The sequence below is a fragment of the Mucilaginibacter sp. genome (genome assembly GCF_028287845.1).
Classification (GTDB): domain Bacteria; phylum Bacteroidota; class Bacteroidia; order Sphingobacteriales; family Sphingobacteriaceae; genus Mucilaginibacter.
The window spans coordinates 1-25319 of the sequence record NZ_JAQBOW010000050.1 but is presented as its reverse complement, the minus strand read 5'-3'; the positions used below and the strand labels follow the sequence as shown (position 1 = coordinate 25319).

General features: G+C 40.6%; 25 protein-coding genes and 2 pseudogenes. 7 read left to right on the top strand and 20 right to left on the bottom strand.

The window, feature by feature from the left end:
• A pseudogene (locus JWP71_RS04670) lies at positions 1 to 389 on the top strand ([Fe-S]-binding protein); the annotation flags it as partial.
• Positions 390 to 519: 130 nt separating this feature from the next.
• Positions 520 to 1722, top strand: coding sequence for a glycosyltransferase family 4 protein (locus JWP71_RS04665; RefSeq protein WP_299497573.1), 1203 nt, complete (start codon positions 520 to 522; stop codon positions 1720 to 1722).
• Positions 1723 to 1823: 101 nt separating this feature from the next.
• On the opposite strand, the gene JWP71_RS04660 is transcribed toward JWP71_RS04665, so the two are convergent.
• A complete protein-coding gene (locus JWP71_RS04660; protein WP_299497572.1) occupies positions 1824 to 2210 on the bottom strand; it encodes a hypothetical protein in 387 nt (128 codons plus the stop codon).
• Positions 2211 to 2383: 173 nt separating this feature from the next.
• Here JWP71_RS04660 and gcvT point away from each other — a divergent pair, with 173 nt between their 5' ends.
• Together gcvT and JWP71_RS04650 are read left to right on the top strand one after the other, a co-directional pair.
• The gene (gcvT, locus tag JWP71_RS04655; RefSeq protein ID WP_299497571.1) at positions 2384 to 3463 is read left to right on the top strand and encodes a glycine cleavage system aminomethyltransferase GcvT; all 1080 of its coding nucleotides are present in this window, start codon (positions 2384 to 2386) and stop codon (positions 3461 to 3463) included.
• 4 nt (positions 3464 to 3467) lie between these two features.
• Positions 3468 to 4208 carry a 2-phosphosulfolactate phosphatase gene (locus JWP71_RS04650; RefSeq protein ID WP_299497570.1) on the top strand — a complete coding sequence of 247 codons (741 nt, stop codon included), beginning with the start codon at positions 3468 to 3470 and terminating at the stop codon, positions 4206 to 4208.
• Positions 4209 to 4327: 119 nt separating this feature from the next.
• Here the strand turns inward: JWP71_RS04650 and JWP71_RS04645 are convergent, their stop codons facing one another.
• From JWP71_RS04645 to JWP71_RS04635, 3 genes are all read right to left on the bottom strand, one after another.
• Entirely contained in the window at positions 4328 to 4654 is a 327-nt protein-coding gene (locus JWP71_RS04645) for a nucleotide pyrophosphohydrolase (protein ID WP_299497569.1), read from the bottom strand.
• A 26-nt stretch (positions 4655 to 4680) separates the two neighbouring features.
• Positions 4681 to 5136, bottom strand: coding sequence for a D-aminoacyl-tRNA deacylase (gene dtd / locus JWP71_RS04640; protein ID WP_299497568.1), 456 nt, complete (start codon positions 5134 to 5136; stop codon positions 4681 to 4683).
• Positions 5137 to 5468: 332 nt separating this feature from the next.
• Positions 5469 to 7061 carry a family 10 glycosylhydrolase gene (locus tag JWP71_RS04635; RefSeq protein WP_299497567.1) on the bottom strand — a complete coding sequence of 531 codons (1593 nt, stop codon included), beginning with the start codon at positions 7059 to 7061 and terminating at the stop codon, positions 5469 to 5471.
• 305 nt (positions 7062 to 7366) lie between these two features.
• On the opposite strand from JWP71_RS04635, the gene JWP71_RS04630 reads away from it, so the two are divergent.
• Positions 7367 to 8278 carry a hypothetical protein gene (locus JWP71_RS04630; RefSeq protein WP_299497566.1) on the top strand — a complete coding sequence of 304 codons (912 nt, stop codon included), beginning with the start codon at positions 7367 to 7369 and terminating at the stop codon, positions 8276 to 8278.
• A gap of 76 nt (positions 8279 to 8354) precedes the next feature.
• On the opposite strand, the gene JWP71_RS04625 is transcribed toward JWP71_RS04630, so the two are convergent.
• From JWP71_RS04625 to JWP71_RS04615, 3 genes are all read right to left on the bottom strand, one after another.
• Positions 8355 to 9353 carry a pyruvate dehydrogenase complex E1 component subunit beta gene (locus JWP71_RS04625; protein ID WP_299497574.1) on the bottom strand — a complete coding sequence of 333 codons (999 nt, stop codon included), beginning with the start codon at positions 9351 to 9353 and terminating at the stop codon, positions 8355 to 8357.
• Between the two features lie 132 nt (positions 9354 to 9485).
• Positions 9486 to 11123 carry a S8 family serine peptidase gene (locus tag JWP71_RS04620; RefSeq protein ID WP_299497565.1) on the bottom strand — a complete coding sequence of 546 codons (1638 nt, stop codon included), beginning with the start codon at positions 11121 to 11123 and terminating at the stop codon, positions 9486 to 9488.
• Positions 11124 to 11167: 44 nt separating this feature from the next.
• The gene (locus JWP71_RS04615) at positions 11168 to 12709 is read right to left on the bottom strand and encodes an aldehyde dehydrogenase family protein (protein WP_299497564.1); all 1542 of its coding nucleotides are present in this window, start codon (positions 12707 to 12709) and stop codon (positions 11168 to 11170) included.
• Positions 12710 to 12953: 244 nt separating this feature from the next.
• Between JWP71_RS04615 and JWP71_RS04610 the strand changes: the two genes are divergently transcribed.
• On the top strand, positions 12954 to 14357 hold the full coding sequence (locus tag JWP71_RS04610) for a tetratricopeptide repeat protein (RefSeq protein WP_299497563.1): 1404 nt from the start codon (positions 12954 to 12956) through the stop codon (positions 14355 to 14357).
• Positions 14358 to 14445: 88 nt separating this feature from the next.
• On the top strand, positions 14446 to 15207 hold the full coding sequence (locus JWP71_RS04605; protein ID WP_299497562.1) for a phosphosulfolactate synthase: 762 nt from the start codon (positions 14446 to 14448) through the stop codon (positions 15205 to 15207).
• A gap of 127 nt (positions 15208 to 15334) precedes the next feature.
• On the opposite strand, the gene JWP71_RS04600 is transcribed toward JWP71_RS04605, so the two are convergent.
• The 13 genes and pseudogenes from JWP71_RS04600 to JWP71_RS04540 form a co-directional block, all read right to left on the bottom strand.
• On the bottom strand, positions 15335 to 15787 hold the full coding sequence (locus JWP71_RS04600) for a hypothetical protein (RefSeq protein WP_299497561.1): 453 nt from the start codon (positions 15785 to 15787) through the stop codon (positions 15335 to 15337).
• Complete coding sequence (locus JWP71_RS04595) at positions 15780 to 16136, bottom strand: phage holin family protein (protein WP_299497560.1); 357 nt, start codon at positions 16134 to 16136, stop codon at positions 15780 to 15782. The genes JWP71_RS04600 and JWP71_RS04595 overlap by 8 nt, the downstream gene beginning before the upstream one ends.
• Before the next feature lie 76 nt (positions 16137 to 16212).
• Positions 16213 to 16479, bottom strand: coding sequence for a YtxH domain-containing protein (locus JWP71_RS04590; protein ID WP_299497559.1), 267 nt, complete (start codon positions 16477 to 16479; stop codon positions 16213 to 16215).
• Between the two features lie 156 nt (positions 16480 to 16635).
• Positions 16636 to 17679 (bottom strand): AI-2E family transporter, encoded by a 1044-nt coding sequence (locus JWP71_RS04585; protein ID WP_299497558.1) that lies wholly within the window; start codon positions 17677 to 17679, stop codon positions 16636 to 16638.
• Between the two features lie 39 nt (positions 17680 to 17718).
• Positions 17719 to 17925 carry a hypothetical protein gene (locus tag JWP71_RS04580; protein WP_299497557.1) on the bottom strand — a complete coding sequence of 69 codons (207 nt, stop codon included), beginning with the start codon at positions 17923 to 17925 and terminating at the stop codon, positions 17719 to 17721.
• Positions 17926 to 17929: 4 nt separating this feature from the next.
• Positions 17930 to 19384 carry a sigma-54 dependent transcriptional regulator gene (locus JWP71_RS04575; RefSeq protein ID WP_299497556.1) on the bottom strand — a complete coding sequence of 485 codons (1455 nt, stop codon included), beginning with the start codon at positions 19382 to 19384 and terminating at the stop codon, positions 17930 to 17932.
• Positions 19385 to 19532: 148 nt separating this feature from the next.
• Positions 19533 to 20147 carry a hypothetical protein gene (locus tag JWP71_RS04570; protein ID WP_299497555.1) on the bottom strand — a complete coding sequence of 205 codons (615 nt, stop codon included), beginning with the start codon at positions 20145 to 20147 and terminating at the stop codon, positions 19533 to 19535.
• Between the two features lie 241 nt (positions 20148 to 20388).
• Positions 20389 to 20967: an outer membrane beta-barrel protein gene (locus tag JWP71_RS04565; protein ID WP_299497554.1), complete on the bottom strand. Its 579-nt coding sequence runs from the start codon at positions 20965 to 20967 to the stop codon at positions 20389 to 20391.
• Between the two features lie 510 nt (positions 20968 to 21477).
• Positions 21478 to 22260 (bottom strand): enoyl-CoA hydratase-related protein, encoded by a 783-nt coding sequence (locus tag JWP71_RS04560; protein ID WP_299497552.1) that lies wholly within the window; start codon positions 22258 to 22260, stop codon positions 21478 to 21480.
• Positions 22261 to 22269: 9 nt separating this feature from the next.
• Entirely contained in the window at positions 22270 to 22692 is a 423-nt protein-coding gene (locus JWP71_RS04555) for a cobalamin B12-binding domain-containing protein (protein ID WP_299497550.1), read from the bottom strand.
• A 79-nt stretch (positions 22693 to 22771) separates the two neighbouring features.
• Positions 22772 to 24292: a GH3 auxin-responsive promoter family protein gene (locus JWP71_RS04550; protein WP_299497548.1), complete on the bottom strand. Its 1521-nt coding sequence runs from the start codon at positions 24290 to 24292 to the stop codon at positions 22772 to 22774.
• A gap of 13 nt (positions 24293 to 24305) precedes the next feature.
• Positions 24306 to 25046, bottom strand: coding sequence for an LPS export ABC transporter ATP-binding protein (gene lptB / locus JWP71_RS04545; protein ID WP_299497547.1), 741 nt, complete (start codon positions 25044 to 25046; stop codon positions 24306 to 24308).
• A 78-nt stretch (positions 25047 to 25124) separates the two neighbouring features.
• Positions 25125 to 25319, bottom strand: a pseudogene (locus JWP71_RS04540) (single-stranded-DNA-specific exonuclease RecJ); the annotation flags it as partial.

The window sequence follows — 25319 nt, the reverse complement described above, 5'->3', positions numbered from 1 at the left end:
ATACATCTTATAGCGGGCCAATAGGTTCTATCATCACGCCGCATTTGCGTGGGATGGAAAACTTTAAGCACCTAAGCTACGCCTCGAGCCTATGCGGTAAATGTACCGAGGTTTGTCCCGTAAAAATTGATATTCATAAAATGCTGCTGCTTAACCGCAGGGATGCTGTTAATGAAGGCCTGGTGTCCCGCAAAGAAAAATGGGGCTGGGCCATATGGAAGAAGGGTATGTTGAGCCGCAAACTAGAAGATTTTTTTAGCGGTAAAACCAAAAACTTCCTGATGCGAAAATTCTTCAAAAAAACCTGGGGCCATTTCAGGGAAATGCCAAAAGTTGCCGGCAAATCATTCGCCCAACAATGGCAGGAAAAACATCAGTCCGAAAAATAGTAAAACTATTAATGTCGAATAACACGATAATCTAACTTACACATTTAAGTTTTTACTTTTTGCTGATTATAAGGCTTACACCTTGATTCTATAGCCTAATTAAAGTATTTTTGTTAAAAACCCCAGGTAATTGAAGATTTTAATATTAAGCCATCGTGTACCATTTCCGCAAAATGGCGGCTATGCTATAGTGGTAGCTAATACCATTAAAGGCTTGGTCAATTTAGGGCATGAAGTTTCTTTAGTTGCCCTTAATGCAAAAAAAAACAATTACGAAAGCCGTCTGCCTGATGATGACCTGATTGGTAAAATAAAGTATCGGGCCTATGACATTGATACCACGGTGACCCTGTTTGGTGTAGCGGTTAATTTGTTTAGCAAAACATCCTTTAATATAGACCGGTACTACGACCCGGAATTTGAAAAAGTGCTGATACGCGAACTGCGAAATACAAATTATGATATTATCCAGTTTGAAGGTTTATTGGTTTCATTGTATCTGCCTGCTGTAAGAAAGTACTCTAAAGCTAAATTGATATATCGCGCGCATAATATAGAGAACCAGATATGGGAGGGGCTGTCTATGCAAAAGGTAGATCCGTTTAAAAAATCCTACCTAAGGATGCATGCCAAACGTATAAAAAACTATGAGCTGCAGCAGTTAAATAAATTTGATGCCATAGCTGTATTTACCCAGCAAGATAAAAGCACCTTATTAGGATATGGCATAAATGTGCCTATCGAAATATTACCGGTAGGTTTAAGCCTTGAAAAATATGTTGTTGATATTAGCAAAACCGAATTTCCAAGCCTTTTCTTTTTAGGATCGTTGGATTGGCTGCCCAACCGTGAGGGTATGGAGTGGTTCCTGGATAATTTCTTCAAAGAGCTAACGGGTGGCGACCTGCCTGTAAAACTGTATGTGGCAGGAAATGATATACCCGACCGTTTTGATGATTACGAAGCCCTGGGAAAAATATTTATACAAGGTGAGGTTGATGACGCGCTTGAGTTTGTAAACAGCAAATCTATCATGATCGTTCCGCTACTATCAGGTGGGGGTATGCGGGTAAAAATAGTTGAGGGGATGGCTATGCAAAAATGTATTATATCCACATCGCTTGGTGCCGAAGGCATTAATTACACAAATGGTCATGATCTTATTATAGCTAATAACCGCGAGGAGTTTTTTAATGCCATACAACGCTGTATAAGAGATGAAGAGTTTTGCTTACAGTTGGGCCAAAACGCGCGCCGTTTACTGGAAAAAGAGCATGACATAAATGTGGTGACGGCTAACTTGGTTAAGTTTTATGAGGTTTGGTGCTCGTAGTAGCTATTTCAATTATAACAACTACTATCGACTCATAAATGAGCTGTATTCCCACTGTCAACATCCACCGCTCATAGCCGCGGAGGCCTAGTTCTTTTTCCTTAGATGAAAAAGAACCAAAAAATCAAGTCAGCCAATCGCTGCCACTTCACAGGCCAGACTCCCGGCCGCGTGTGCTGACAGGCCTTTACTCGCTTTTCATTTTTCTTTGATACGCACATTTTCGGTTTATTGAGCAAAGTGTCAGCAAATAAGCTTCGGGAGAAAGCAGGTAAAACTGCTGGCCATGAGTGCGGGGAGGGGCATAGCGTCTTTTTGCCCGGGGAATGGCCCTTGCGAGATAGCAAAATTATGCAGCCCGTGGTTTTACCTGATTTGCAGGGCAAAGGCCCTGTGCGCAAAGAAGCCTCTTTGCTGACTTGATTTTTTGTTACTTTTTCATCAAGGAAAAAGTAATGGGGCGAATAAGTTGTTGCATTTTGTTTCATCACTTTTTAATAGATAGCTTATTTACAGGCATTTAATAAAAAAGCTTGTTTCATTTGCTTCACCCTCGCGTGAAACAAAACGTGCTGCCATTAGGTTCTCGCCGAAATCCTTTTTGCAATCGCAGGCAACCTTAGTTGCATTTTTATTACTTTTGAGCCAAATATAATTTTGTATGAAGAATACTGCGCTAAGTGAAACCCATATAAAGGCAGGTGCCAAGATGGTGCCATTCGCGGGCTATAATATGCCTGTACAATATGCAGGTATTAATGCCGAACATGAAACTGTACGAAAAGCGGTAGGCGTGTTTGACGTGAGCCACATGGGCGAATTTATATTAAAGGGAGATAAGGCGTTAGATTTGATACAACGGGTAAGCAGCAATGATGCCGCAAAATTGTATGATGGCAAGGTGCAATACTCTTGCCTGCCTAATAAAGATGGTGGTATAGTTGATGATCTGCTGGTATATCGTATTGATGATAAAACCTATATGCTGGTAGTTAACGCGTCTAACATAGAGAAAGACTGGAACTGGATAAGCGGGTTTAATACGGATGATGTGGTGATGAAAAATATATCAGACCGCACCTCGCTACTGGCCGTACAGGGCCCCAAAGCTGCCGTGGCTTTGCAGAGCCTTACTGATATTGACCTGGCATCAATGGAATACTACACCTTTAAAAAAGGCAAGTTTGCCGGTATTGATAACGTAATTATATCTGCAACCGGTTATACCGGTGCGGGTGGCTTTGAGCTGTATTTTGATAATGAGCATGCCGCATTTATTTGGAATGCCATATTTAAAGCCGGCGAACCTTTTGGCATTAAGCCTATTGGCTTAGGCGCACGCGATACGCTGCGTTTAGAAATGGGTTTCTGTTTATATGGCAATGATATTGACGACCAGACCTCGCCGTTAGAGGCAGGATTGGGCTGGGTGACCAAATTCAATAAAGAGTTTACCAATTCGGCCGCTTTGCAGGAACAAAAGCTGGCGGGCGTTAAACAAAAGCTAGTTGGTTTTGAAATGATAGACCGCGGCATACCCCGCCATGATTATGAGATAGCTGATGCCGATGGTAATATTATAGGCAAGGTAACATCGGGCACACAATCGCCATCATTACAAAAAGCCATAGGCATGGGGTATGTAAAAAACGAATTTGCCAAAGAAGGTACCGAGATATACATCAAAATACGCGATAACAGTATTAAAGCTAAAATAGTTAAGCCACCATTTTATAAATAAGATATTGAGTCAGGAATTAAATATACCCAAAGCAAAAAGGTTAGAAGTTTGTCTTACCCCTGCGCTTATACCACTTTATAAAGTAGAAGATTATATTGTAGTGATAATTGATATTTTCAGAGCCACTACATCCATTTGCTATGGTATTGAAAATGGTGCCGAAGCCATTATTCCGGTATCGCAGGTAGAAGAGTGCAGCGCTTACCGCGAAAAGGGCGTTGACTACTTATTAGCTGCCGAACGCGATGGCGAAATAGTTGCCGGGTTTGATTTTGGCAATTCGCCTTTCTCTTATACCAAAGAAAAAGTTGCGGGCAAAACAATTGTATTAACCACTACCAATGGCACCCATGCCCTGCACCTATCTCGCCAGGCAAAAAAAATTGTATTAGGCTCGTTTATAAACTTAACAGCTATTTGCAACTGGCTAAAGCAGCAAAACGAAAATATTTTACTGGTTTGCTCGGGCTGGAAAAACAACTTTAACCTGGAAGATACCCTGTTTGCAGGAGCAGTTGTTGAGCAATTAAAAGATAGCGGTTTCCGGGTTGATGATCCGGCGACAGCGGCTAATGATCTTTACCACGTAGCTAAAGATGACCTGGATAAATACCTCAAAAAAACATCACATAGCGAACGCTTAAAAGCGCTGGGTATTGAAAAAGATATTGCTTTTTGTTTAAATGTAGACCTGACTACCGCTATACCTATTTTAGATGGGGATAGACTGGTTAAGTTGCAGTAATTAACTCTATACATCTTTCCTAAACAAATGTCATTTCGATAGAGCCGGGGCGGAAATGAGGGTGGCGCGAAAGAGAAATCTTATACTACCAAATCCTTATAGTAAGTTGTATAAGATATTCACTTCAACTTTTCATTATTCTTATGCCTGTCGGCATCACGGATGGATTTCTTTTCCATATTTTTTTGCAGGGCCTCTGTAAGGTCTATACCGGTTTGATTGGCCAGGCAAATCAGCACAAATAACACATCGGCCATTTCATCAGCCAGGTTAACTTCCGTATCAGATTTTTTGTAGGATTGCTCACCATATTGCCGCGCCATGATGCGGGCGACCTCGCCAACCTCCTCCATTAATATGGCGGTATTGGTTAACTCGTTAAAATAACGGATACCAGTTGTTTTTATCCAACTGTCAACCAGTTTTTGTGCTTCTTCGAGAGTCATAATTGAATGTAAATTCGTGAAATTCGCTAAAATTCGCGATTCTTCGTGTCTATTATTATTGTTACCGGTCCGTCATTAACCAAGCTTACTTTCATATCGGCTCCAAAAATGCCGGCAGCGGTTTTTTTACCGGTTAAGGCATCCAGTGTTTTTAGCATTTGCTCATATAGCGGTATTGCCTTATCTGACTTTGCAGCCTTAATAAATGATGGCCGGTTACCCTTTTTAGTTTGCGCAAACAGTGTGAATTGCGATATCAGCAATATATTGCCATCCACGTCGGCCAATGCTTTATTCATCAGGCCATTTTCATCGCCAAAAACACGCATACCAGTTATTTTTTGAGCCAGCCATTGCAGGTCATCTTCAGTATCGGTATCTTCAATACCCAATAATACCAAAAAACCCGTGCCAATGTGGCCGGTTATATTACCATCAACTTTGCAGCTTGCTTGCGAAACGCGTTGTAATACAGCCCTCATAATAGCATCAAAAAGTTAAAATAAGGGGGCAAGATAAATAAAAAACCCTTGCCATTTCATTTCAAAAAAAGTGTTTTCACATAGGGGTGTTTCACCCCAAATTTGCAAAAATAGGCAAAACGTCATAAAACACTTATTATAAGGTATTTATGTGCGTTTACCTAAAGTTTTTGTACTGTTTCAAAGTGTTTCACTTATTTTATTAAATTCCTATATATCAATAGGTTAACCCAAAATAGTGTTTCATGTGTTTCATTAATTTGTGAAACACTAAATCAACTTTTTTATTGTAATAAAACCCTGGGAAATTGCCACAATTTGTTATTGAGCTATTAGTCTTTGGAGAGGGATAGGGGGATAGTAATAGCAATGGTTGGCGTTCGGTCGCTTTCGTTCTTTAACCGGTCTATCGCCGTTATTACATATAAATAGGTTTTGCCAGGCTGAGTGGTGGTATCAATAAAAATTGGCGTAGCATCATACTGTATATGCAAAATATTTGCCGGGCTACCCACATCTATCTTTTCTGTTCCTTCATACCGATAGATCACATAGCCGTAAACCGGTTCGTTATCTTTAGCGGGTAATGGGGTATCCCATTTTAGCTGAACATGGTTATTAACCAATTTTGTAGCGATAAGATTTTGCGGCACATTAGGCGCTATTGAATCTAACCAAAGCATTACAGGCTGTAAAGCTGGGTGCTTATAATAAGTTAAACGGAGCGAGTCTGTAAAGCCAAGCTTGTTGCTGGTTAATGAGGTCGAGCTAAAAAATACACTGCCCTGCACCCGCGGGTTGTTTCGCAGCAGTTTTATCTGGTTAGGCAACTCGGCCGGTTGTCTCATAGCTAATGATCCGCGCTCATTTATACGATAGGCTGCCTGGCCCACATATAAATGCCGGTTATAAGTGTTATTGCTCCACCAGCTTAGCAGATTCTCGAACGCGGCAAGGCGGTAATGAATGGGCCAGTACATTTGTGGGTTTATATAATCTACCCATCCTTCTTTTATCCATTTACGCGAATCGGCATAAAGTTCGTAGTTAGAATCGCCGCCATGCGTATCAGATCCTTCCGGATTTTGTGCTTTATTGGCCCATATTCCAAACGGACTAACTCCAAATTTCATGTGCGGTTTATGCTTGTGTATGCTGTCACTAAGCATTTTTATTAGTTGGTTCACATTGTCGCGGCGCCAATCTTTAATATCCTCAAAATCACCGCCATATTGTTTAAACGTTGCCGAATCATTTATTTTTTGCCCTGCAATTTGATATGGATAAAAATAATCATCCATATGTATGCCGTCTACGTCGTAATTATCAACCACATTTAAAATTACCTGTACAATGTAATTGCGCACTTCAGGCAGGCCCGGATTAAAAAGTTTAATACCACCGTAAGTAAAGAACCATTCGGGCTTTAAATTGGTGATATGATTGGCAGCCAATAAATTAAACTTGCCATCCATAGTAGCGCGATAGGGATTAAACCAGGCATGCAGCTCCATACCGCGTTTATGAGCCTCGGTAATGGCAAAATCAAGCGGGTCATAAAAAGGTGCGGGTGCCTGCCCTTGTTTGCCGGTAAGCCATCTTGACCACGGCTCCTTACTTTTTGAATAAAAAGCATCTGCGGCGGGCCGCACCTGGAACATAACGGCGTTAATACCGGTACGCTGGTGCGCGTCAAGTATATCCGTAAGCTGTTGTTTCTGCTGATCGGTAGTAAGCCTGGTGCTGGTTGGCCAGTCAATATTTACTACGGTGGCTACCCATACACCTCTGAATTCGCGTTTTGGGTCAGTACGGTATTTAAGCTTAGCCAATGAGTCTGTTTGGGCCCCTGCCTTAGTTATAATAAGCGCCAAATTAGTTATAATGAGCGCTAAAAGAAATATAAAATGGCGAAATCGATACATTAAACGGCTTACTTTAAAAACTGCAAAGATATAAACTCATTAGTAAGGCACTTTATTATAGCAAATAATAATTGCGTTTTAATCAATTTGTAACTACTTTTATCAAAACCAACTATAAAAAAATATCCCTTAGTAAAACTTTATCATAATTTTTTCATTATTACGTTAATAACAACTAACAATAATAAATGCCGTAGCAAATTAACTAACTTATTAAGGTTATTTATTAATAAAGACACAATTACCCGGATTAGTTAACCCGGATTTAATTATTAATTATTTAAGAACTAAAATCACTAACTTTTATGGAGAATCAACAAGGACAAGAGCCTAAAAAAAATTCGAATGTTATTTACTTTTTGATAGTAGTAATAATTGCATTATTAGGCACCGACGTGTATTTATACATGAAGAAAAATAATTCTGATGTTAAAATTGCCTATCAAGCCGATGAAAAAACCCGCCTGCAAACTGAACTGGATAGCTTAGAGGCGCAGATTGAGCAGGTTAATACAGGTAAAACAAAAATGACGGCAGAGATGATAGCAAAAAACGACTCATTAAAAGCCAAGATAAAAGTACTAAGGGTTGCCTTAGCTAAAGGTAAACTAACCGCAGCCGAGCTGAGCCAGGCACAGGAAGATGTAAAACAGCTGCGCTACTTTGTTACCAAGTACACTGCTGATATTGATGAACTTAAAAAACAAAATACTAATTTAACTACCGAAAGGGATACTTTAAAAACCAATCTGACAACCGTTAGCGAAAAGGCCAGCACACTTGAAAAACAAAATCAGGATTTGGATACCAAGGTAAAAGTAGCCTCGGCTTTAAAAGTTGCTACTACAAGCGTCGTTGGGTACAAGGTTAAAAAGAATGGTAAGGAAGTTGACGAGACTAAAGCTAAAAACGTTAATAAGCTAAAGATCAACTTTACTGTGGCAAGCAATGCTGTGGCAGCAAAAGGATCGCATGATATTTATCTACGTATTATTGATCCAACAGGTAACCTGATAACAGGCACCGATAGCGGTACATTTAATGCCGATGGTCAGGACCTGCAATCGACCTATAAAACATCAATTGATTTTAAAGATGATGGCATTAATTATACGGTTGACTGGACCTATGGATCACCTTTTCAAAAAGGCACTTATACCGTATTGTTATATGCCGATGGTTATACTATGGGTAAAACTAGTGTGACGTTTAAATAAAAGAAAATCGTCAGGAATGATTAGAAACAAAAAAGCCTGTTATGAAAATAACAGGCTTTTTTGTTTCTAATATATTTTACTTGGTAGCATACATTACCTCTTTAACTGCTTTAATAACTCTTTCGGGGTTTGGCAGGTATTCTTGTATTAGGGTTGGGGCATACGGCAATGGTACATCGCCACCCATAATGCGTAGTATAGGTGCATCTAAATAATCAAACGCGTCTTTTTGTACTTTAAAGGCAATTTCGGTAGCTATCGAGCCTAAAGGCCAGCTTTCTTCAACCAATACCAGGCGGTTGGTTTTTTTAACCGAGTTAATAACCGTTTCGTAATCAATAGGGCGAACTGTGCGCAGATCTATAACCTCGGCGCTGATGCCTTCTTTTTCCAGTTCGGCAGCAGCAGCATTAACCACTTTCATGATCTTGCCGAAACCAACAAGTGTTACATCGGTACCTACTTTAGTTACTGCGGCTTTGCCAATTGGGATATAATAAGTTTCTTCAGGTACTTCGCCTTTATCGCCATACATTAATTCCGACTCCATAAAAATACAAGGATCGGGATCAATGATGCATGATTTTAATAAGCCTTTAGCATCTGCAGGGTTTGATGGTACAACCACTTTCAGCCCCGGGCAGTTAGCATACCAGTTTTCGAAACACTGGCTGTGTTGCGAGCTTAACATACCCGCGTTACCTGTTGGGCCGCGGAAAACGATTGGTACAGAAAACTGACCACCGCTCATCGACATGATTTTGGCAGCGCCGTTTATCACCTGGTCAATAGCCACTAACGAGAAGTTAAAGGTCATGAACTCGATAATAGGTTTTAAACCATTCATGGCCGACCCTATGCCTATACCGGCAAAGCCTAATTCAGAGATAGGTGTATCTATTACGCGTTTAGCACCAAACTCATCCAACATGCCCTGGCTAACTTTATAGGCCCCGTTATATTCGGCAACCTCTTCACCCATCAGGTATATTTTATCATCGTTGCGCATTTCTTCAACCATGGCCTCACGAAGTGCTTCTCTGAACTGTATTTCTCTCATCGTATTAATTAAAATGATGTTTTTTTGGAACGCAAATATAAGCAATGATGTGTTAATTGCAATTGCAGCGTATTGTAATGTTTAAGTTGCAGTGTAGGAGTTAGCTTTGACAACTTTTTAAAAATTGTCAAAGCTTTGTTGCTGCTACTATTTCCTTTCTCCCTTTAACTTAGATGCCAACTGGATAGCTTTATAAGCATTTACAATACCACCTGTTTTTGATAGCGTTGTAAAATCAACCTTTTCGGTTTTGCTGCCCGGTTTTAGCACCATAGTACCGGTTAGCGGGGTTGCCGATGCAAGGATAACCTGCTTTAATTGTTTGGCGCTCAGATCGGGGTAGTACTCCAATATCAGCGCAGCTAAACCTGCTGTGATAGGCGATGAAAAGCTGGTGCCATCCGCGGTATTAAATTCGGCATCCATATCTATCGAGGTTACTTTTGCCCCCGGCGCGAAAACATCAACATTCTTTTTACCGTAATTACTAAAAGTAGCCGCCAGATTTTCGTCTAACTTAGCAGCCGACGCGCCTACCGATATTACGTTATCCGCATCTGTTGATGAACCATCAGCAAACATATCATTCGGGAACTCTGGTTTTTCATCTACATCCTGGTTGTCATTGCCTGATGCCTGTACCAGTAGCACATCTTTTGAGGCTGCATATTTAAAAGCTGCGTCAACCCAATCTTTATGGGGCGATATTTTTTTACCAAAGCTCATGTTAATGATCCTGGCGCCATTATCAACCGCATAGCGTATCGCGTTAGCAATATCTTTATCATACTCATCGCCATTAGGTACAGCTTTTATGCTCATTATGCGCACATTATCGGCAACGCCATCAATACCATAACCATTATTACGCACAGCGCCAATTAAGCCGGCAACGCCTGTTCCGTGCGATGCATCGGGATTTTTTAAGATGTTGTTTCCATAAGGTTTGCCGTCTTGCACGTCGGGGTTATCGCCAACAATACTTTTACGGGTAGTAAGGTCAGGGTTAACATCGTTATTAAGCTTGGTCAGATATTCACTTAGCTCTTTAATTATTTTTCCGTTGTCGCCGCTTTCCTGCTCAAAAACAGAGGCCCATATACCCTTGCTTTGGGCAATGGTATCGTTAGCGGTATTTAATTTAACCAGGTCGGCCTTATTAAAGGTAGATGACGAACTCAATTTTAATTCTCTTTTAATATAGCCGCTGGTTGCCATTAAAGCACCCATCATTGGTTGAAGCTGTTGGATCTCGCCGTTTGATTTTGTTATGGTTTCATCATGGATGGTTTTAACTTTTAACCAATAGGCGTATTCTTTTTCGCTGCCCGCAGGTGCCGCGGTTAAGGTTTCGTACTTAGGTTTTAAGCGGTTGTACTCTCTTATTTCCTCAGTAGTTTCGGTATAATCAACTTTGCCGCCCGGGCCGCCCAGAAAATCCCAGCCGTGTACATCATCTACATAACCATTATGGTCATCGTCAATACCGTTACCTGGTATTTCTTTTTTATTTACCCAAAGAATACTTTTCAGATCTGTTTGAGTGGTATCTATACCGCTGTCAATAGTAGCTACTACAACAGTCTTACTTTTTTTACCTTTTAAAAACTGGTAGGCATTATTTAAGCTGATGCCGTAAAATCCGTCGGTCTTCAGGTCCATCAGGTGCCAGTTTTTTGGCGGATCAACCGGCGTGGCCGGAGCAATTTGCGCTGAAATATTTAAACTTAAAAGCAAAGCTCCGCATAGCGCGGAACCGAAGATGTAATTCCGGAAATTAGTCATGTATCTAAATTTTGTGTAATATAAAAATAGCAATTCAAAAAGGCCTATAAATCAAATTTAATTCCCTGTGCCAAGGGTAATTTTGTTGAATAATTAATGGTGTTGGTTTGTCGCCTCATATAAACCTTCCACGCATCTGATCCTGATTCTCGGCCCCCGCCGGTTTCTTTTTCGCCGCCAAAGGCGCCTCCAATTTCCGCCCCGGATGTACCTATGTTAACGTTGGCAATTCCACAATCTGAGCCTGCGTTGGATAAGAACGTTTCTGCCTCGCGTAAATTGTTGGTTATGATGGCTGATGATAAACCTTGCGGCACACCGTTTTGTAAAGTAATAGCTTCATCCAGCGTTTTATACTTTATTAGATAGAGTATGGGCGCAAATGTTTCATGCTGTACCATACTAAAATAATTTTCCACTTCGGCCACGCAGGGTTTAACGTAACAGCCGGATGAATAGTTTTCGCCTTCCAGCTTGCCACCTTCAACTACAAACCGGCCGCCTTCGGCTTTGCATTTTTCTATGCTGTCTAAATAAAGCTTCACCGCGTCATGATCTATCAGCGGCCCCATGTGGTTATTTTCATCCAGCGGATTGCCAATACGTATCTGCCCGTAAGCCTTTACCAGTTTTTGCTTAAACGCGTCGTAAACATTTTCATGGATAATTAGCCTGCGGGTGCTGGTGCAGCGTTGTCCGGCTGTACCCACGGCGCCGAATACCGCGCCTATCAGCGCCATATCCAGATCGGCATTTTCGGTTATAATTATGGCATTGTTACCACCAAGCTCTAACAAGCTACGTCCCAAACGTGCGCCAACTGCCGCGCCTACAGCTTTACCCATGCGGGTTGAGCCGGTGGCCGATATTAAAGGCACGCGTTTATCATTCGCCATTAATTCACCAATGTTCCTGTCGCCCATGATTAAACAGGATACACCTTCGTCAATATGATGTTTTTTAAATACGGCCTGCGCAATATGCTGGCAGGCAATAGCGGTTAGCGGCGTTTTTTCTGACGGTTTCCAGATACAAACATCCCCGCAAACCCAGGCCAGCATGGCGTTCCAACTCCATACCGCTACGGGGAAGTTGAACGCGGATATAATACCTACTATACCCAAAGGATGATATTGCTCATACATGCGGTGTTCGGGGCGTTCAGAGTGCATGGTTAGGCCGTAAAGCTGTCTGCTTAGGCCTACGGCAAAGTCGGCAATGTCTATCATTTCCTGCACCTCGCCCATGCCTTCCTGGAGGCTCTTGCCCATTTCATATGACACCAGCTTACCTAAATGGGCTTTGTTGTCGCGCAGGGCGTTGCCAATCTCGCGCACTATCTCGCCCCGCTTAGGCACAGTAATGGTGCGCCAATTAATAAATGCTTTGGCAGCTTGTTCCACTACTATATTATATTCTTTTTCGGTAGCGATATTAACAGACGCTATCCTTTGCCCGTCTACAGGCGAGATGACATCTTTAACCGCAGTATTTGGCCCGCTGCTCCATAAATTGCCTGTGCTGTAAGCATGATTTATGTTATCTATATGTAAATGTTTTAGTGTTTCTGTAATATCCACGCTCATAATTCGTTACTTTTGTACTATCAAAGGTAAAAAATCTTTAAGGCAATTATTATCGACTCATCCTATTGCCATCAATTGCTTAGTGTTAGTAATCAAGGCTTTGCAAATAACGATGTTGAAAATGTTTGTATGTTGAAAACTAAATTGTTTTACAGGTGCTTTATCTTGTAATTTAAACACAGCTAAAGCTTGGTAAGTGACATAAAAGTTGCATATTAAGCCCATTGTTCTGAAACACTATTGAATGGAAGAAGAATTTGAATTTGGTTTTACCGAAGATCCAAAGTTTTCGGTAGAACGGTACGAGGAAATGATACGTAATCATGACCAGTACTTTTTTGATGCCCAGGCGTTTGAGAACATTATCGATTATTACATCGAAAAGAACGATCCCGCCAAGGCGCTGCAGGTAACAGAGTATGCCATTAATCAACATCCTTTTGCCGCTGTATTTTTAATTAAGCAAGCGCAGCTTTTAGCTATTACCAATCATGTCACGCAGGCATTTGCGGCTTTAGATAAAGCAGCAATGCTCGAAGCGTCTGACGCGGATATATATATCATCCGCGGTAATATGTACGAGAGTATGGAGCGTTATGCCGAGGCTCTTGAGAATTATGAAAAGGCCCTTGGCCTTGCCGAAGAAACCGACGAAGTACTACTGCATATAGCCTATGTTTACCAAAACATGGGCGATTACGAAACATCCATTACTTACTTAAAGCTTTGCCTTAAGCAAAATATGGAAAACCAGGATGCTTTATATGAACTGGCCTTCTGTTATGATGTGCTGGATAACCAGGAAGAAAGCGTTCAGTTTTACCAGCAGTATATAGATACAGAGCCGTACAGTTATGCCGCGTGGTATAACCTGGGTAACGCGTTTACCAAGCTTAGCCTGTTTGAAAAGGCTATTGACGCGTACGATTATGCCATCCTGATAAAAGACAGCTTTGCATCTGCTTACTTTAATAAGGGTAACGCGTTGGTTAACCTGGAAAAATATGCCGAGGCTATTGAAGTTTATCGGCATACTTTTGAGTATGAGCAGCCTAATGCTGATACTTATTGCGCCATTGGCGAATGCTATGAAAAGCTGGAGCAGATGGATGATGCACGGGCCTTTTATAAAAAATCGGTTAAAATGGATCCTAAGCTGGCTGATGCATGGTTTGGTATAGGTGTTACGCTTGATTTTGAAGAACGTTATTTTGAGGCCCTGCACTTTTATAAAAAAGCGCTTGATCTTGATCTGATTAATGCTGATTATTGGTTTGCCATTGCCGACGCGGAATATAAACTTGGCCATATGGACGAAGCCGAAGAGGCTTACGAAAAAGTGGTAGAGCTAAACCCAATGGATATTGATGCCTGGCTGGATTACTCATCTATATTATATGAGCAAAAAAGATTGGTTGGTGCTATCGAGATCATGTCGCAAGCTATAAAAAACAACCCGGAAGCGGCAGAATTGTACTACCGCATGGTAGCCTACCTTTTTGCTAAAGGCGAGTATAACGAAGCGTTAAGCCATTTGGAACAGGCTTTGACTACCGACCCGGAAAAACATTATATATTATTTGACTACCTGCCGCAATTGCAGGAAAACAAGGTGATATTGGATATAATTAATCGATACGCTAAGTAATAGTTAATTTGCTGTTAAAAAAGCTAAAACGTTTCCCGTTTTAGCTTTTTTTTATGACTTTTACAGCCAACACAACAATATTGTTTTTATGAACTATACCATCAATAATCTTCCCGAACGCATTCAAAAACCACGTGATAGTGGTATTACCATGGTTATGGATAAGGGCCTTAGTTTAAGGCAGGTTGAAGATTTTTTGGAGGTGGGCGGCACTTATACCGATATTGTTAAGCTGGGTTGGGCAACGTCATACGTTACGCCTAACCTGGATAAAAAAATAGCTATGTACCAGGAAGCCGGCATCACGGTTTATTTTGGCGGCACTTTGTTTGAAGCCATGATTGTGCGCGGGCAGTTTGATGACTATTGCCGCATACTGGATAAATACAAGTTACAGCATGCCGAAGTATCAGACGGCTCAATAACTATTGATCACGACGAGAAATGCGAATACATCCGCAAGCTGGCTAAGCAGGTTACGGTGATATCTGAAGTAGGATCAAAAGACGTGCAGAAAATATTCGCGCCTTATAAGTGGATACAGTTAATGAAGGCCGAACTGGAAGCCGGATCATGGAAAGTTATTGCCGAGGCCCGCGAAAGCGGTAATGTGGGCATCTACCGCGATTCGGGAGAGGTAAGGCAGGGATTGGTTGACGAGATACTTACACAAATACCAGAGCAAAGTATAATCTGGGAGGCCCCGCAAAAAGCACAACAGGTTTGGTTTATTAAGCTGATAGGTGCAAATGTAAGTTTGGGTAATATTGCCCCGGCGGATTGTATTCCATTAGAAACGCTGCGGTTGGGTATCAGAAGTGATACGTTTGATCACTTTTTGGGATTGTAGGAAGCCATTCTAATTAGGTTTGTCATCCTGAGCGATAGCGAAGGATCTTATAATTGACAGGTAACCGTCTTTCTTATCTCGCGTAGAAGATTCTTCGCTATCGCTCAGAATGACAAATTGTGGTTTATTAATCCTTCTTTATTTTCCTAAAAGAGGTAACCTCAGGCGTTTTCTTTTTGGCTGATTTATCAAAAAGATGACTAACCTTGCCAAACAAGCCTTTGGCTTTATCCCAAACGCCCTCTACAGAATCTTCTGAAATATAGTGCGAGGCTTTTTGCGATACCAGGCCAACCAGCGCTTTTACCAGGAAGTTGGAATTACGGAATATGGTTTTATTTAAAGTAAATGGCAATATAAAGCGGGATATTACACCTAAAAAATCCTGGTTAAATATACTGCCATCTTTATCGCCAAACTGATTGCCTCCCTTGCCAAATAAAGAAAATACAGTTGAAAACAATGCACCGGGACTGCTAAAGCGTTGTTTTATAGCAATGCGTTGTTCGCGCTCCAAGCCCTGTAAACGCAATATCTCGTTCTTTAAGTCATTATGATTATTAATAGGCAGATTAATCATTGCTTTTATTTTTAAATATCTTATGCACAAAGGCGTTGGCAATTGGCTTTTCAATACTTTTTTTATTAACCTTTATAATAATGGCTATCAATAGGTATATCAATGCAACGCAGCCAAACCCTTCCCATAAAGAATCAAGCAACTGCGACAGGTAAAAGGCTAAGGTAAAACTGGCAAATATAAAAGCCAGTACCATACTTATAGCAACAACAACATCGGCAATTAAACCGGCAAAAATTGTCGAGCCGCCATCAATAGCTTTATATTTCGCCAGTTTAAGGCGAATTTCAGCATACTCCTTAAGCTGGTCGATTAGTGGCGGTTGTGGTTCTTTTTTGGCTTCTTCCATGGTTGGTTTAGTCGTAAATCTAAAGTCTTAAGTCCTGAGTCAGTTATGACTAAAGACTTAAGATTATAGACTTGATTTATGCGTGTTCCAGGTCATCCTGATATTCTTCGTCGACGCCTTTTATTTTGCCTTTAATATTCTCTACAACTTTGTCTTTAAACCCAACAAGGTTATCAATCTCTGCCGCTGCTGTCTCTTTTATAGAGTCGCCAAGGTTTTTTAATGATTCGGTTAGTTTGTCGCGTGTTTCGTCACCTTTATCCGGAGCAAACAATATTCCCAACGCCGCTCCTGCTGCAAGCCCTGCAAGTAAGGCTACAACTACTTTTGTGTTATCATTCATATTAAACAGGTTTTTATGTTGAACATTTAGTTTTATAACGATTAAATATCTTGCCAAATATAGTTAATCCAATATTTGGGGGCTATTTAGCTATAATTATTTAATTTTTAATTGCATTAGCCTGTAAATTGTTCACAAAACTAATCAATACTGTGGTCAATTGTCGGTTTCGCTTCTTATTCGTTCCAATCTGTCGGCAGCCATGCGGTTAGTTTCGTATATCTCTATCAGCAATAAAAAGTAAGATAACAATAATGGGCCAAATACCAATCCTAATATCCCAAATAAAGGTAAACCTATAAATACGCCTATTACTGATATTATAGGGTGTGTATTAGCTACGCGTTTATTAATGATCATTCGCAATACATTATCAATATTGCCAATAAACAATAAGCCATAGGCTAACAGCAATATGCCTTTTACGGTATGGCCGCTGGTAAAGAGGATAATACTTGCCGGTATACATAGAGTGGGAGCTCCTACAACTGGTAAAAATGCAATAAATGAACCTATTACCCCCCAAAATACAGGATCGGGGATGCCGAATAGCCAAAAGCCATTGGCCAATAATGTTCCCTGGGTAAGCGCTATTATACCTTGCCCTAAAACATTTGAATAGGTAGAGCTGCGCAAAGCATCTGCAAATTTTAAAGCGTATTGCTCGCGAAAAGGCGCATATTTAAGCAAGCCATTTTCAAACTCCTTGATCTGTACAAACATAAAATACAACAGAAAATACAATACCAGCAGCGTTAAAATAATGTTTGCCGCACTGCCTAATATGGATGGAAAAAGATCAGTTGCATAAACGCCCAGCTTTTGCAATGTGTTTTCGGCAAGGCGCGGCTGTTTAAAGGTATTTCCCGCAAAAGCGTCAATTTTTATCATCCATTCCTGTATAGGGAAATTGCTGCTGTTGAGGTTTGATATTTTCCCTATAACCATAAAGCTTAATGCCAGGAAAGGTAAAACGATAACAATGAGTGAGGTGAAAATAATAATAAGTGCAACAGCCGTTCGGTTCCAGCCTTTTTTATCAACCATGTACAAATAAAATGGCCGGAAGATAGTAAATAGCACAATTGCACCAAGGATGGCGCTAAATAGCCCGCTTAATGCATATAATATAAAGCAGCCCAACACAATAATGCTGACCAGTATAATAGTATTACGCTGCTTATAATTAAAAATAGACATTAATTGTGCTGAGTGTACAATACTATAAACAAAGAAACACTAAATAGTTTTATTCGGGCTGTTTAAGAGGTCATTTATTTTTTCAGCGCCGCTAAATATGGTTTCAATGCAAAATGTACAGTCTGGGGTAGGGTGGGGTATTTCATACCGCAAAGTTTCTAATGCCAGGTGGATATTTGAAAGCTGATTTTTAATATCATGCCGAAGCATCCGCATAGTTTCGGTATCAACGGGTTTATCGTTCATTATGCTATTTTAAATTGATGCCTTTCATTTTATTATAAAGCGTTTTGCGGTCGATATTTAATATCTCGGCGGCCCGGGTTTTATTAAAATTAACTTCGCGCAGCACCCTTAAAATTGTATCGTACTCGGCTTCCTGAGCAGCATTTTTCAAATCGTGCCTTATTTCTTTTACCTTATTGGATTCAGGTGCAGACTGATTGTAATTATTAGGCTGGTTATAATTGTTAGATTGATTATGGCTGGTTTGCTGGTCATAATCAGTTACATGTAATTTATAATTAGATATTTCGAGCGGCAAAGCTTTGGTAGTTATTTCGCTACCCTCGCTTATTAACGCAGCACGGCGCACTATGTTTTTCAATTCGCGCACATTACCCTGCCACCTATAATTCATAAAACATTCAACCACCTCGGGCGAAAAGTGGGTTACATTGCGGTCCAGCTCTTTATTTGCTGCTTGTAAAAAATATTCTGCAAACAGCATAATATCATTACCACGCTCGCGCAAAGGCGGCATGTATATGCTAAATTCGTTAAAGCGATGATACAGATCTTCCCTGAACCGTCCTTTTTGTATAGCTTCTACCAGGTTTTCATTTGTAGCCACAATAATGCGTACATCCAAATCAATCTCTTTGGTGCTGCCTATTCTTTTTACTTTACGTTCCTGTACGGTACGTAATAAAGCTGCTTGTATCTCGTAGGATAGATTGCCAACTTCGTCTAAAAACAAAGTGCCGCCATTTGCCATTTCAAAGTGGCCAATTTTTGTAGTGAACGCGCCTGTAAATGAGCCTTTTTCATGGCCAAAAAACTCGCTGGCCGCCAATTCTTTTGTAAGTGAGCCGCAATCCATAGCAATAAATGCCTGGTTGCTGCGGTGGCTATGCAGGTGAATACTTTTAGCTACTTCTTCTTTACCCGAGCCGCTTTCGCCTAAAATAATAACGCTATAATTTGTTGGCGCAACCAATTCTATCTGCCTGGAAAGCTCTTTTGACGCACGACTTGTACCAACTACAACACCATCTGCCAGCACTGTTTTTTTATTGGATTTAGTAACAACGGCCACATCATCCTCACCTTCAAACAGCGCCTGCCGCGTTTCAAGAGCTTTGGTTATGGTATTTAATATTTCATCAGGATATAAAGGCTTGCTTATATAGTCATAAGCCCCCATCTTTATCAGCTCTACAGCCATTTTAATGTCTGAGTAGCCTGTAATTATAATAACACCGGTGTTTGGGTATTGGCTTTTTATTTTCCGCAGCATTTCGCGGCCATCGGTATCTTCCAGCCTGTAATCACACAGAACAAGGTCAAATTCCTCATTTTTGAGTTGTTCCATACCACTGTTTCCACTTGATGCGGTACTCACAGTAAAGCCATTACGTGTTAAAAACTTTGATAGTAATAACGCAACGTTTACTTCATCATCTACGATGAGAATTTTTTTCATATTAGCAATTACAGTTAACCGATAACGTATTAATTTGTCAAGTTACACAAAAATGCTAATTCCAGTAATTTTTTATAAAGGAATGGAATATTTGTTGTCGGTTTATAGGTAATTAATTTAAGCGAAAAAACAAACCGGATTACTATAACTATAAATTAAACACATAAGCTATATGGATAGCCCAAAAATTATTTTTGGCACCGTCATTATAAAAACTTTGAAAGTTTTCATAACCTACACCGCCATCAATATAGGTGCGTTTCTTATTAAGCGGTATTAATACGCCCATTTGCGGCGACCAGGTAAAAGCGTTACTATATACTGCATATAAGGCAGCTTTGTTGGCCAAAAGGGTTTCGCCGGCTTCACCCTGAAAATAGAATTTCTTACCTAAAAACCATTTTATGCCTAATTTTAAAGGGATGGTTTCAAAATTTGGCGATGTAGTGCCTGTTATAGCTTGTTGACTTGTGCCAATATTGGAAGTTGTAAAAAAAGTATTATACCCTGCACTTACTGAAAGATTGAAATGCTCAATTAGCGGAACATCAGCATGAATAAAAATACCCGCGCCATATTTATAAGCCGCAGCTGCCTGAGCATTTACAGCTGTGTTTACACCAGTGCCAAAATTTCCATTTCCTGCCATTCCTTGTACACCCCCGCCTATGCGAAGCGTATCAACATATGACTGGGCATTTGCTGTAAGGCAAAAAAGTATAAAAAATAACGAATAGATAAATGATTTAAGGGCGGTTTTCATATTTTATTGTTCAGATTAATGTGTTAAACGGATAATGAATTAACAACGTATAATGTACCTTGATTTTATTGATCAATTATAAAATTTCTGCAAAGCTAATATCAGTTTTCATTAACCTGTTATAAAGCGGTGTGAAAAAATGTTAAATTTTAAAAAGTTATGTTTTTTTTGGGGGTGATACAAAAAAAACGCCCCAATTACGGGGCGTTTTTTGTCATAGGTAGTTGTGAGTTATTTTTTATTAGAAGCCATAAGCTACACGCAGACCCAAGAAGTTAACCTTGCTGTCGCTATTTGTGCTTACAAGTTTGGTACTTGCTTCATAACGTACGCCTGCATCTAAAAAGTTTTTACCACCTAACGGGAACTGGTAACCAACTTGCGGTGCGTAAATAAAGGCAGTAGAATTATCGGCATTTATAGCAGTTTTATTCAAAACAAATGCTGCACCGGCTTCTCCCTGGATGTAAAAATTACTTACCGGGAAGTACTTTAAACCTGCTTTTGCCGGTAATAGATGGATATCAGCCGGAGATACTGTTGCGCCTGCAACATTTTTAGCGAAGATATTATCGTACCCTGCATTTATTGTAATAAATAATTTGCTGGCTACCGGGATATCTGCTTGTACAGAACCGCCAAGGTTCCAATTATAATTATCAGATAATTTTCCGGTAGGGATGCCTGCATCGACACCGATGCTGTAACGAACACCGCCTGAAGTTGTTGTGGTAGGTGTAGGAGTGGTTTGTGCTTTAGCGCCAAGGGTAAAACCTGCTAAGGCTAAAACAAGTGCTGAAATTTTTAATGTACTTTTCATGATTATATGTTATTAAATTGTTGTGTGTTTGTTTAACACGAAGCAAAGTAACAGCATAAATCAAATACAATTTTTCATTCAAATGTCATGATTATTCAATCGATTGATTAATAACGATTTATTTTTTGACTAAATATGAATTTTGGTCAGGGCAATGTAAAATCGATTCAAATTGTCTTTTTGATGAAATAAAAAACTGGCATTTTAATGAAGAAGTGAACATAAAATAAAAGGGGGGCGTGATTATAAGTTATAAATTTTCGCGAAATTCTTCAAGTGATTTTGTTTCACTTGTTTCAAATATTTGTTTCACCACTCCTAAATGACGTCAATTTGTAATTATTTGATTATCAATGAAAAAAACTTAAAATTATACTTAAAAATACTGACGAATAAGTTGTTACATTTTGTTACATCACTTTTTCGCAATAGTCTCATAGACAATAGTTTAAGTCAAAATCTTGTTTCACTTGTTACATTTTGTTTCACTATTGCGTGTAACAAGATTCGCTACCTCCCCTTAAAATCAGCTTTCCTTTTTTCAAGGAATGCGGCAACTCCCTCTTTAAAATCTTCGGTGCTAAAACATTTAGAAAATTCGTCTGTCTCAATCTCAAATCCGTTAACGCCATCGCGCAAGGACGCATTAACAGCGGTAATTGCCGCTGCGATGGCTAAAGGCGCACGGACCAATATTTTTTGCAGGATCTCTTCGGCTTTAGATAATAGTTCTTCCGGGCTCACTATATGATTAACCAAACCCAATTGATGCGCTTCGGCAGCGGTTATCATATCAGCAGTCATAATCATTTCCAGCGCTTTGCCTTTGCCAACCAACCGCGTTAAACGTTGCGTGCCGCCATAACCGGGGATAAGGCCCAGTGTTACTTCGGGCAAACCCATCCTGGCATTGTCAGACGCAATGCGGATATGGCAGGCCATAGCCAGTTCCAATCCTCCGCCTAAAGCAAAGCCATTAACCGCCGCAATAACAGGCTTGTTGCCATTTTCGATGAGGTCAAAAACTTTGGTATGCGCTTCGTGCGATAGTTCTCGGGCGCTGTTTATATCCAAATTAATAAATTCGGCAATATCTGCACCGGCAACAAAAGCTTTTGAGCCGGCGCCAGTAATGATTATACCGCCAACCTTTTCATCAGCAAAAGCTTCAACTATCGCTGTATGCAATTCGGCAAGAGTAACTTTGTTTAGCGCGTTGAGTTTGCTTTCGCGATTTATAGTGATGTATAATACGCGCTCTTTTAGATCAATTAACAAGTTTTGGTAAGCCATACCGTAAAGTTAAAAATTACGATGCTGATGCACCCATTCGGTAATATATTTTACAATATCATGTGTAGTGGTGCCCGGGGAGAAAAGCTCGCCAACGCCCAGTTTTTTTAACGCGTTCATGTCATCTTCCGGGATGATGCCGCCACCCGTAACCAATACATCATCCATTTTTTTCTCTTTGATAAGCGCAAGGATCTTAGGAAAAACCGTCATGTGCGCGCCAGATAGAATAGAGATGCCAATAGCATCCACATCCTCCTGCAGGGCGGTGTTAACCACCATTTCGGGCGTTTGGCGCAGGCCGGTATAAATTACCTCCATGCCCGCGTCGCGTAACGAAGTGGCAATAATGCGCGCGCCGCGGTCATGCCCGTCAAGACCTACTTTAGCAACTAATACACGTATGGGGCGGTTGAATGGTTTGGTGGTCATAAATTATTTCAATGATGCAAGATACAAATGTTAGTTCGGACTAAAATATGTTTATAAAACCAGTAAACCAGTAAATAATCTACCTCACCAGCTCCATCATTTTCAAAATAGCATCAACATATTCCCTGTTATTAGCTAATCGTGGTACTTTATGCTGGCCGCCCAGTTTGCCCTTTTCCTTCATCCAGTTAAAGAAGGTTCCTTCGGGTACTTTGCGTACTATGGGGCGGCGCAGTGCCATGTCTTTAAAACGTTTGGCATCGTAGTCGGAGTTAATGCGACGCAGGGTTTCGTCCAGTATGTCAACAAACCGCTCAAATTCGTCGGGATTTTTCTCAAATTCTATCAGCCATTCGTGCGCGCCGCACTCATTATCTTTAAAATAAACAGGAGCGGCGGTATACTCGCGAATAATAGCGCCGGTTTGGCTGCAGGCTTCCTCTAAGGCACGTTCGGCATTGTCTATTATTACCTCTTCGCCAAAGGCATTTATAAAATGTTTAGTGCGGCCGGTAACCTGTATGCGGTATGGCACCAATGATGTAAACCTGATAGTATCGCCAATTAAATAGCGCCATAACCCGGCATTGGTGCTGATGACTGGCGCGTAATTTTTATCCAGCTCCACTTCATCAAGTGTAAGGGTTTGTGGGTTTTCGTCGTATAAGTTTTCGGTTGGCAAAAACTCGTAGAATATGCCGTAATCCAGCATCAGCAGCATTTCGCCGGGCTCTACTGTATCCTGTATCCCGAAAAAACCTTCGGAGGCATTGTAGTTTTCCAAATAATACATATCCTCGCTTGGTATCAGTTTTTTAAACTGCTCGCGATAGGGTGTAAAGTTAACTGCGCCATGAAAATACAGCTCCAGATTGGGCCAAACTTCCAACAGGTTTTTTTTGCCGGTTATCTCAAGTATGCGTTTGCATAATAACAGGTTCCAGGTGGGTACGCCGCTAAGGCTGGTTACATTAACATCTTTGGTGGCATAAGCCATTTTCTCTATTTTCTCTTCAAAGTCTTCCAGCAGGGCGATATCCAGGTGGGGGGTGCGATGAAACTCGGCCCAAAGCGGCAGGTTTTTCATAATAACCGCTGATAGATCGCCAAAAGCTGTATCCGGGCTCAGCTGGCTCATTTGTTGACTACCGCCCAGCGTTAATATCTTACCCGTAAACATTTTAGAGTTGGGGCGATTGTTGAAATAGATGGTGAGCAGATCCTTGCCACCTTTAAAGTGGCATTCTTCTAATGATTCTTCGCTAACGGGGATGAACTTGCTCCTGTCGCTGGTGGTGCCCGATGATTTGGCGAACCACCTTATTTCTGACGGCCAAAGTACATTTTGCTCACCTTTAAGCATGCGCTCAATGTAGGGTTTAAGCGTATCGTAATTTTGTATAGGAACGCGTTCTTTAAATTCGTTTAGGTTGGTAATGCTTTTATAACCGTATTTTTTGCCCCACTCTGTATTCTCTGCCCGCGATATCAATTGTTCAAACCATTCTTCCTGTACCTCGTTGGGGTATTTCATGAAAAGCTCAATCTGGTGGATTCGCTTTTTCATGAACCAGGTAAAAACAGAGTTAAAAATTGTCATGAGCGGTTAAGCGTTAATGAGCAAATGTTTTTCTTTTTAATACAAAGTTGGCACCCAAATATACTTTACGTACCATCTCATTCTCTGCCAACACTTCGGGCACGCCCGATTCCAATATCTTACCCTCAAACAGCAAATATGCACGGTCGGTAATAGACAGCGTTTCCTGCACGTTATGGTCGGTTATTAATATGCCAATATTGCGGTGCTTTAATTTGGCTACCATAGCTTGTATCTCTTCTACCGCAATTGGGTCAACCCCGGCAAAGGGTTCATCTAATAAAATAAAATTTGGCTCGGCTGCTAAGGCGCGGGCAATTTCTGTACGCCGCCGCTCACCACCCGACAACAGATCACCACGATTACGGCGCACTTTATGCAGGCTAAATTCATCTATCAGGGTTTCCAGTTTTTCTTCCTGCTGTATTTTGGACATCTTGCCCATTTCCAATACGGCTTTAATATTATCCTCTACACTTAGCTTACGAAACACCGATGCCTCCTGCGCCAGGTAGCCAATACCTTTTTGCGCGCGGCGGTACATGGGGTCGCCGGTTATATCTTCATCCTCTAAATATATTTTGCCCTCGTTAGGTTTTATCAACCCTACTATCATGTAAAACGATGTGGTTTTGCCTGCACCGTTTGGTCCAAGTAAACCTACTATTTCGCCCTGCGAAACATTGAAGGATACATCGTTCACAACAGCACGCTGCTTATATTTTTTGATTAGATTCTCTGCTCTTAGATTCATATTTTAATTCAAAATTAAAAAGCCAAAATTAAAAAGTCTGTAGCGCGCCGCGGTTTTTGACTTTTAACTTTTGAATTTTTACTTAAATTTAATTCCCTTTACATTCAACTGTATACTGCGTTTTTCGCGCCAAATATTTTCTTCAATATTATAACAAATATCAAAAGGTACGTCTTTTTTTATTTGCGATAGGTATTCTCCGTGGTTAAAGGCTATGCAGTTAAACAAAAGCGAACCTTCCTGCATCACCGTCATCTTTATATGATTTTGCCC

Coding starts and splice junctions, on each gene's coding strand:
- JWP71_RS04660 (WP_299497572.1), bottom strand. CDS start 2,210: ATGAAACAAAATGCAACAACTTATTCGCCCCATTACTTTTTCCTTGAT.
- gcvT (WP_299497571.1), top strand. CDS start 2,384: ATGAAGAATACTGCGCTAAGTGAAACCCATATAAAGGCAGGTGCCAAG.
- JWP71_RS04645 (WP_299497569.1), bottom strand. CDS start 4,654: ATGACTCTCGAAGAAGCACAAAAACTGGTTGACAGTTGGATAAAAACA.
- dtd (WP_299497568.1), bottom strand. CDS start 5,136: ATGAGGGCTGTATTACAACGCGTTTCGCAAGCAAGCTGCAAAGTTGAT.
- JWP71_RS04635 (WP_299497567.1), bottom strand. CDS start 7,061: ATGTATCGATTTCGCCATTTTATATTTCTTTTAGCGCTCATTATAACT.
- JWP71_RS04630 (WP_299497566.1), top strand. CDS start 7,367: ATGGAGAATCAACAAGGACAAGAGCCTAAAAAAAATTCGAATGTTATT.
- JWP71_RS04620 (WP_299497565.1), bottom strand. CDS start 11,123: ATGACTAATTTCCGGAATTACATCTTCGGTTCCGCGCTATGCGGAGCT.
- JWP71_RS04615 (WP_299497564.1), bottom strand. CDS start 12,709: ATGAGCGTGGATATTACAGAAACACTAAAACATTTACATATAGATAAC.
- JWP71_RS04610 (WP_299497563.1), top strand. CDS start 12,954: ATGGAAGAAGAATTTGAATTTGGTTTTACCGAAGATCCAAAGTTTTCG.
- JWP71_RS04605 (WP_299497562.1), top strand. CDS start 14,446: ATGAACTATACCATCAATAATCTTCCCGAACGCATTCAAAAACCACGT.
- JWP71_RS04600 (WP_299497561.1), bottom strand. CDS start 15,787: ATGATTAATCTGCCTATTAATAATCATAATGACTTAAAGAACGAGATA.
- JWP71_RS04595 (WP_299497560.1), bottom strand. CDS start 16,136: ATGGAAGAAGCCAAAAAAGAACCACAACCGCCACTAATCGACCAGCTT.
- JWP71_RS04590 (WP_299497559.1), bottom strand. CDS start 16,479: ATGAATGATAACACAAAAGTAGTTGTAGCCTTACTTGCAGGGCTTGCA.
- JWP71_RS04585 (WP_299497558.1), bottom strand. CDS start 17,679: ATGTCTATTTTTAATTATAAGCAGCGTAATACTATTATACTGGTCAGC.
- JWP71_RS04580 (WP_299497557.1), bottom strand. CDS start 17,925: ATGAACGATAAACCCGTTGATACCGAAACTATGCGGATGCTTCGGCAT.
- JWP71_RS04575 (WP_299497556.1), bottom strand. CDS start 19,384: ATGAAAAAAATTCTCATCGTAGATGATGAAGTAAACGTTGCGTTATTA.
- JWP71_RS04570 (WP_299497555.1), bottom strand. CDS start 20,147: ATGAAAACCGCCCTTAAATCATTTATCTATTCGTTATTTTTTATACTT.
- JWP71_RS04565 (WP_299497554.1), bottom strand. CDS start 20,967: ATGAAAAGTACATTAAAAATTTCAGCACTTGTTTTAGCCTTAGCAGGT.
- JWP71_RS04560 (WP_299497552.1), bottom strand. CDS start 22,260: ATGGCTTACCAAAACTTGTTAATTGATCTAAAAGAGCGCGTATTATAC.
- JWP71_RS04555 (WP_299497550.1), bottom strand. CDS start 22,692: ATGACCACCAAACCATTCAACCGCCCCATACGTGTATTAGTTGCTAAA.
- JWP71_RS04550 (WP_299497548.1), bottom strand. CDS start 24,292: ATGACAATTTTTAACTCTGTTTTTACCTGGTTCATGAAAAAGCGAATC.
- lptB (WP_299497547.1), bottom strand. CDS start 25,046: ATGAATCTAAGAGCAGAGAATCTAATCAAAAAATATAAGCAGCGTGCT.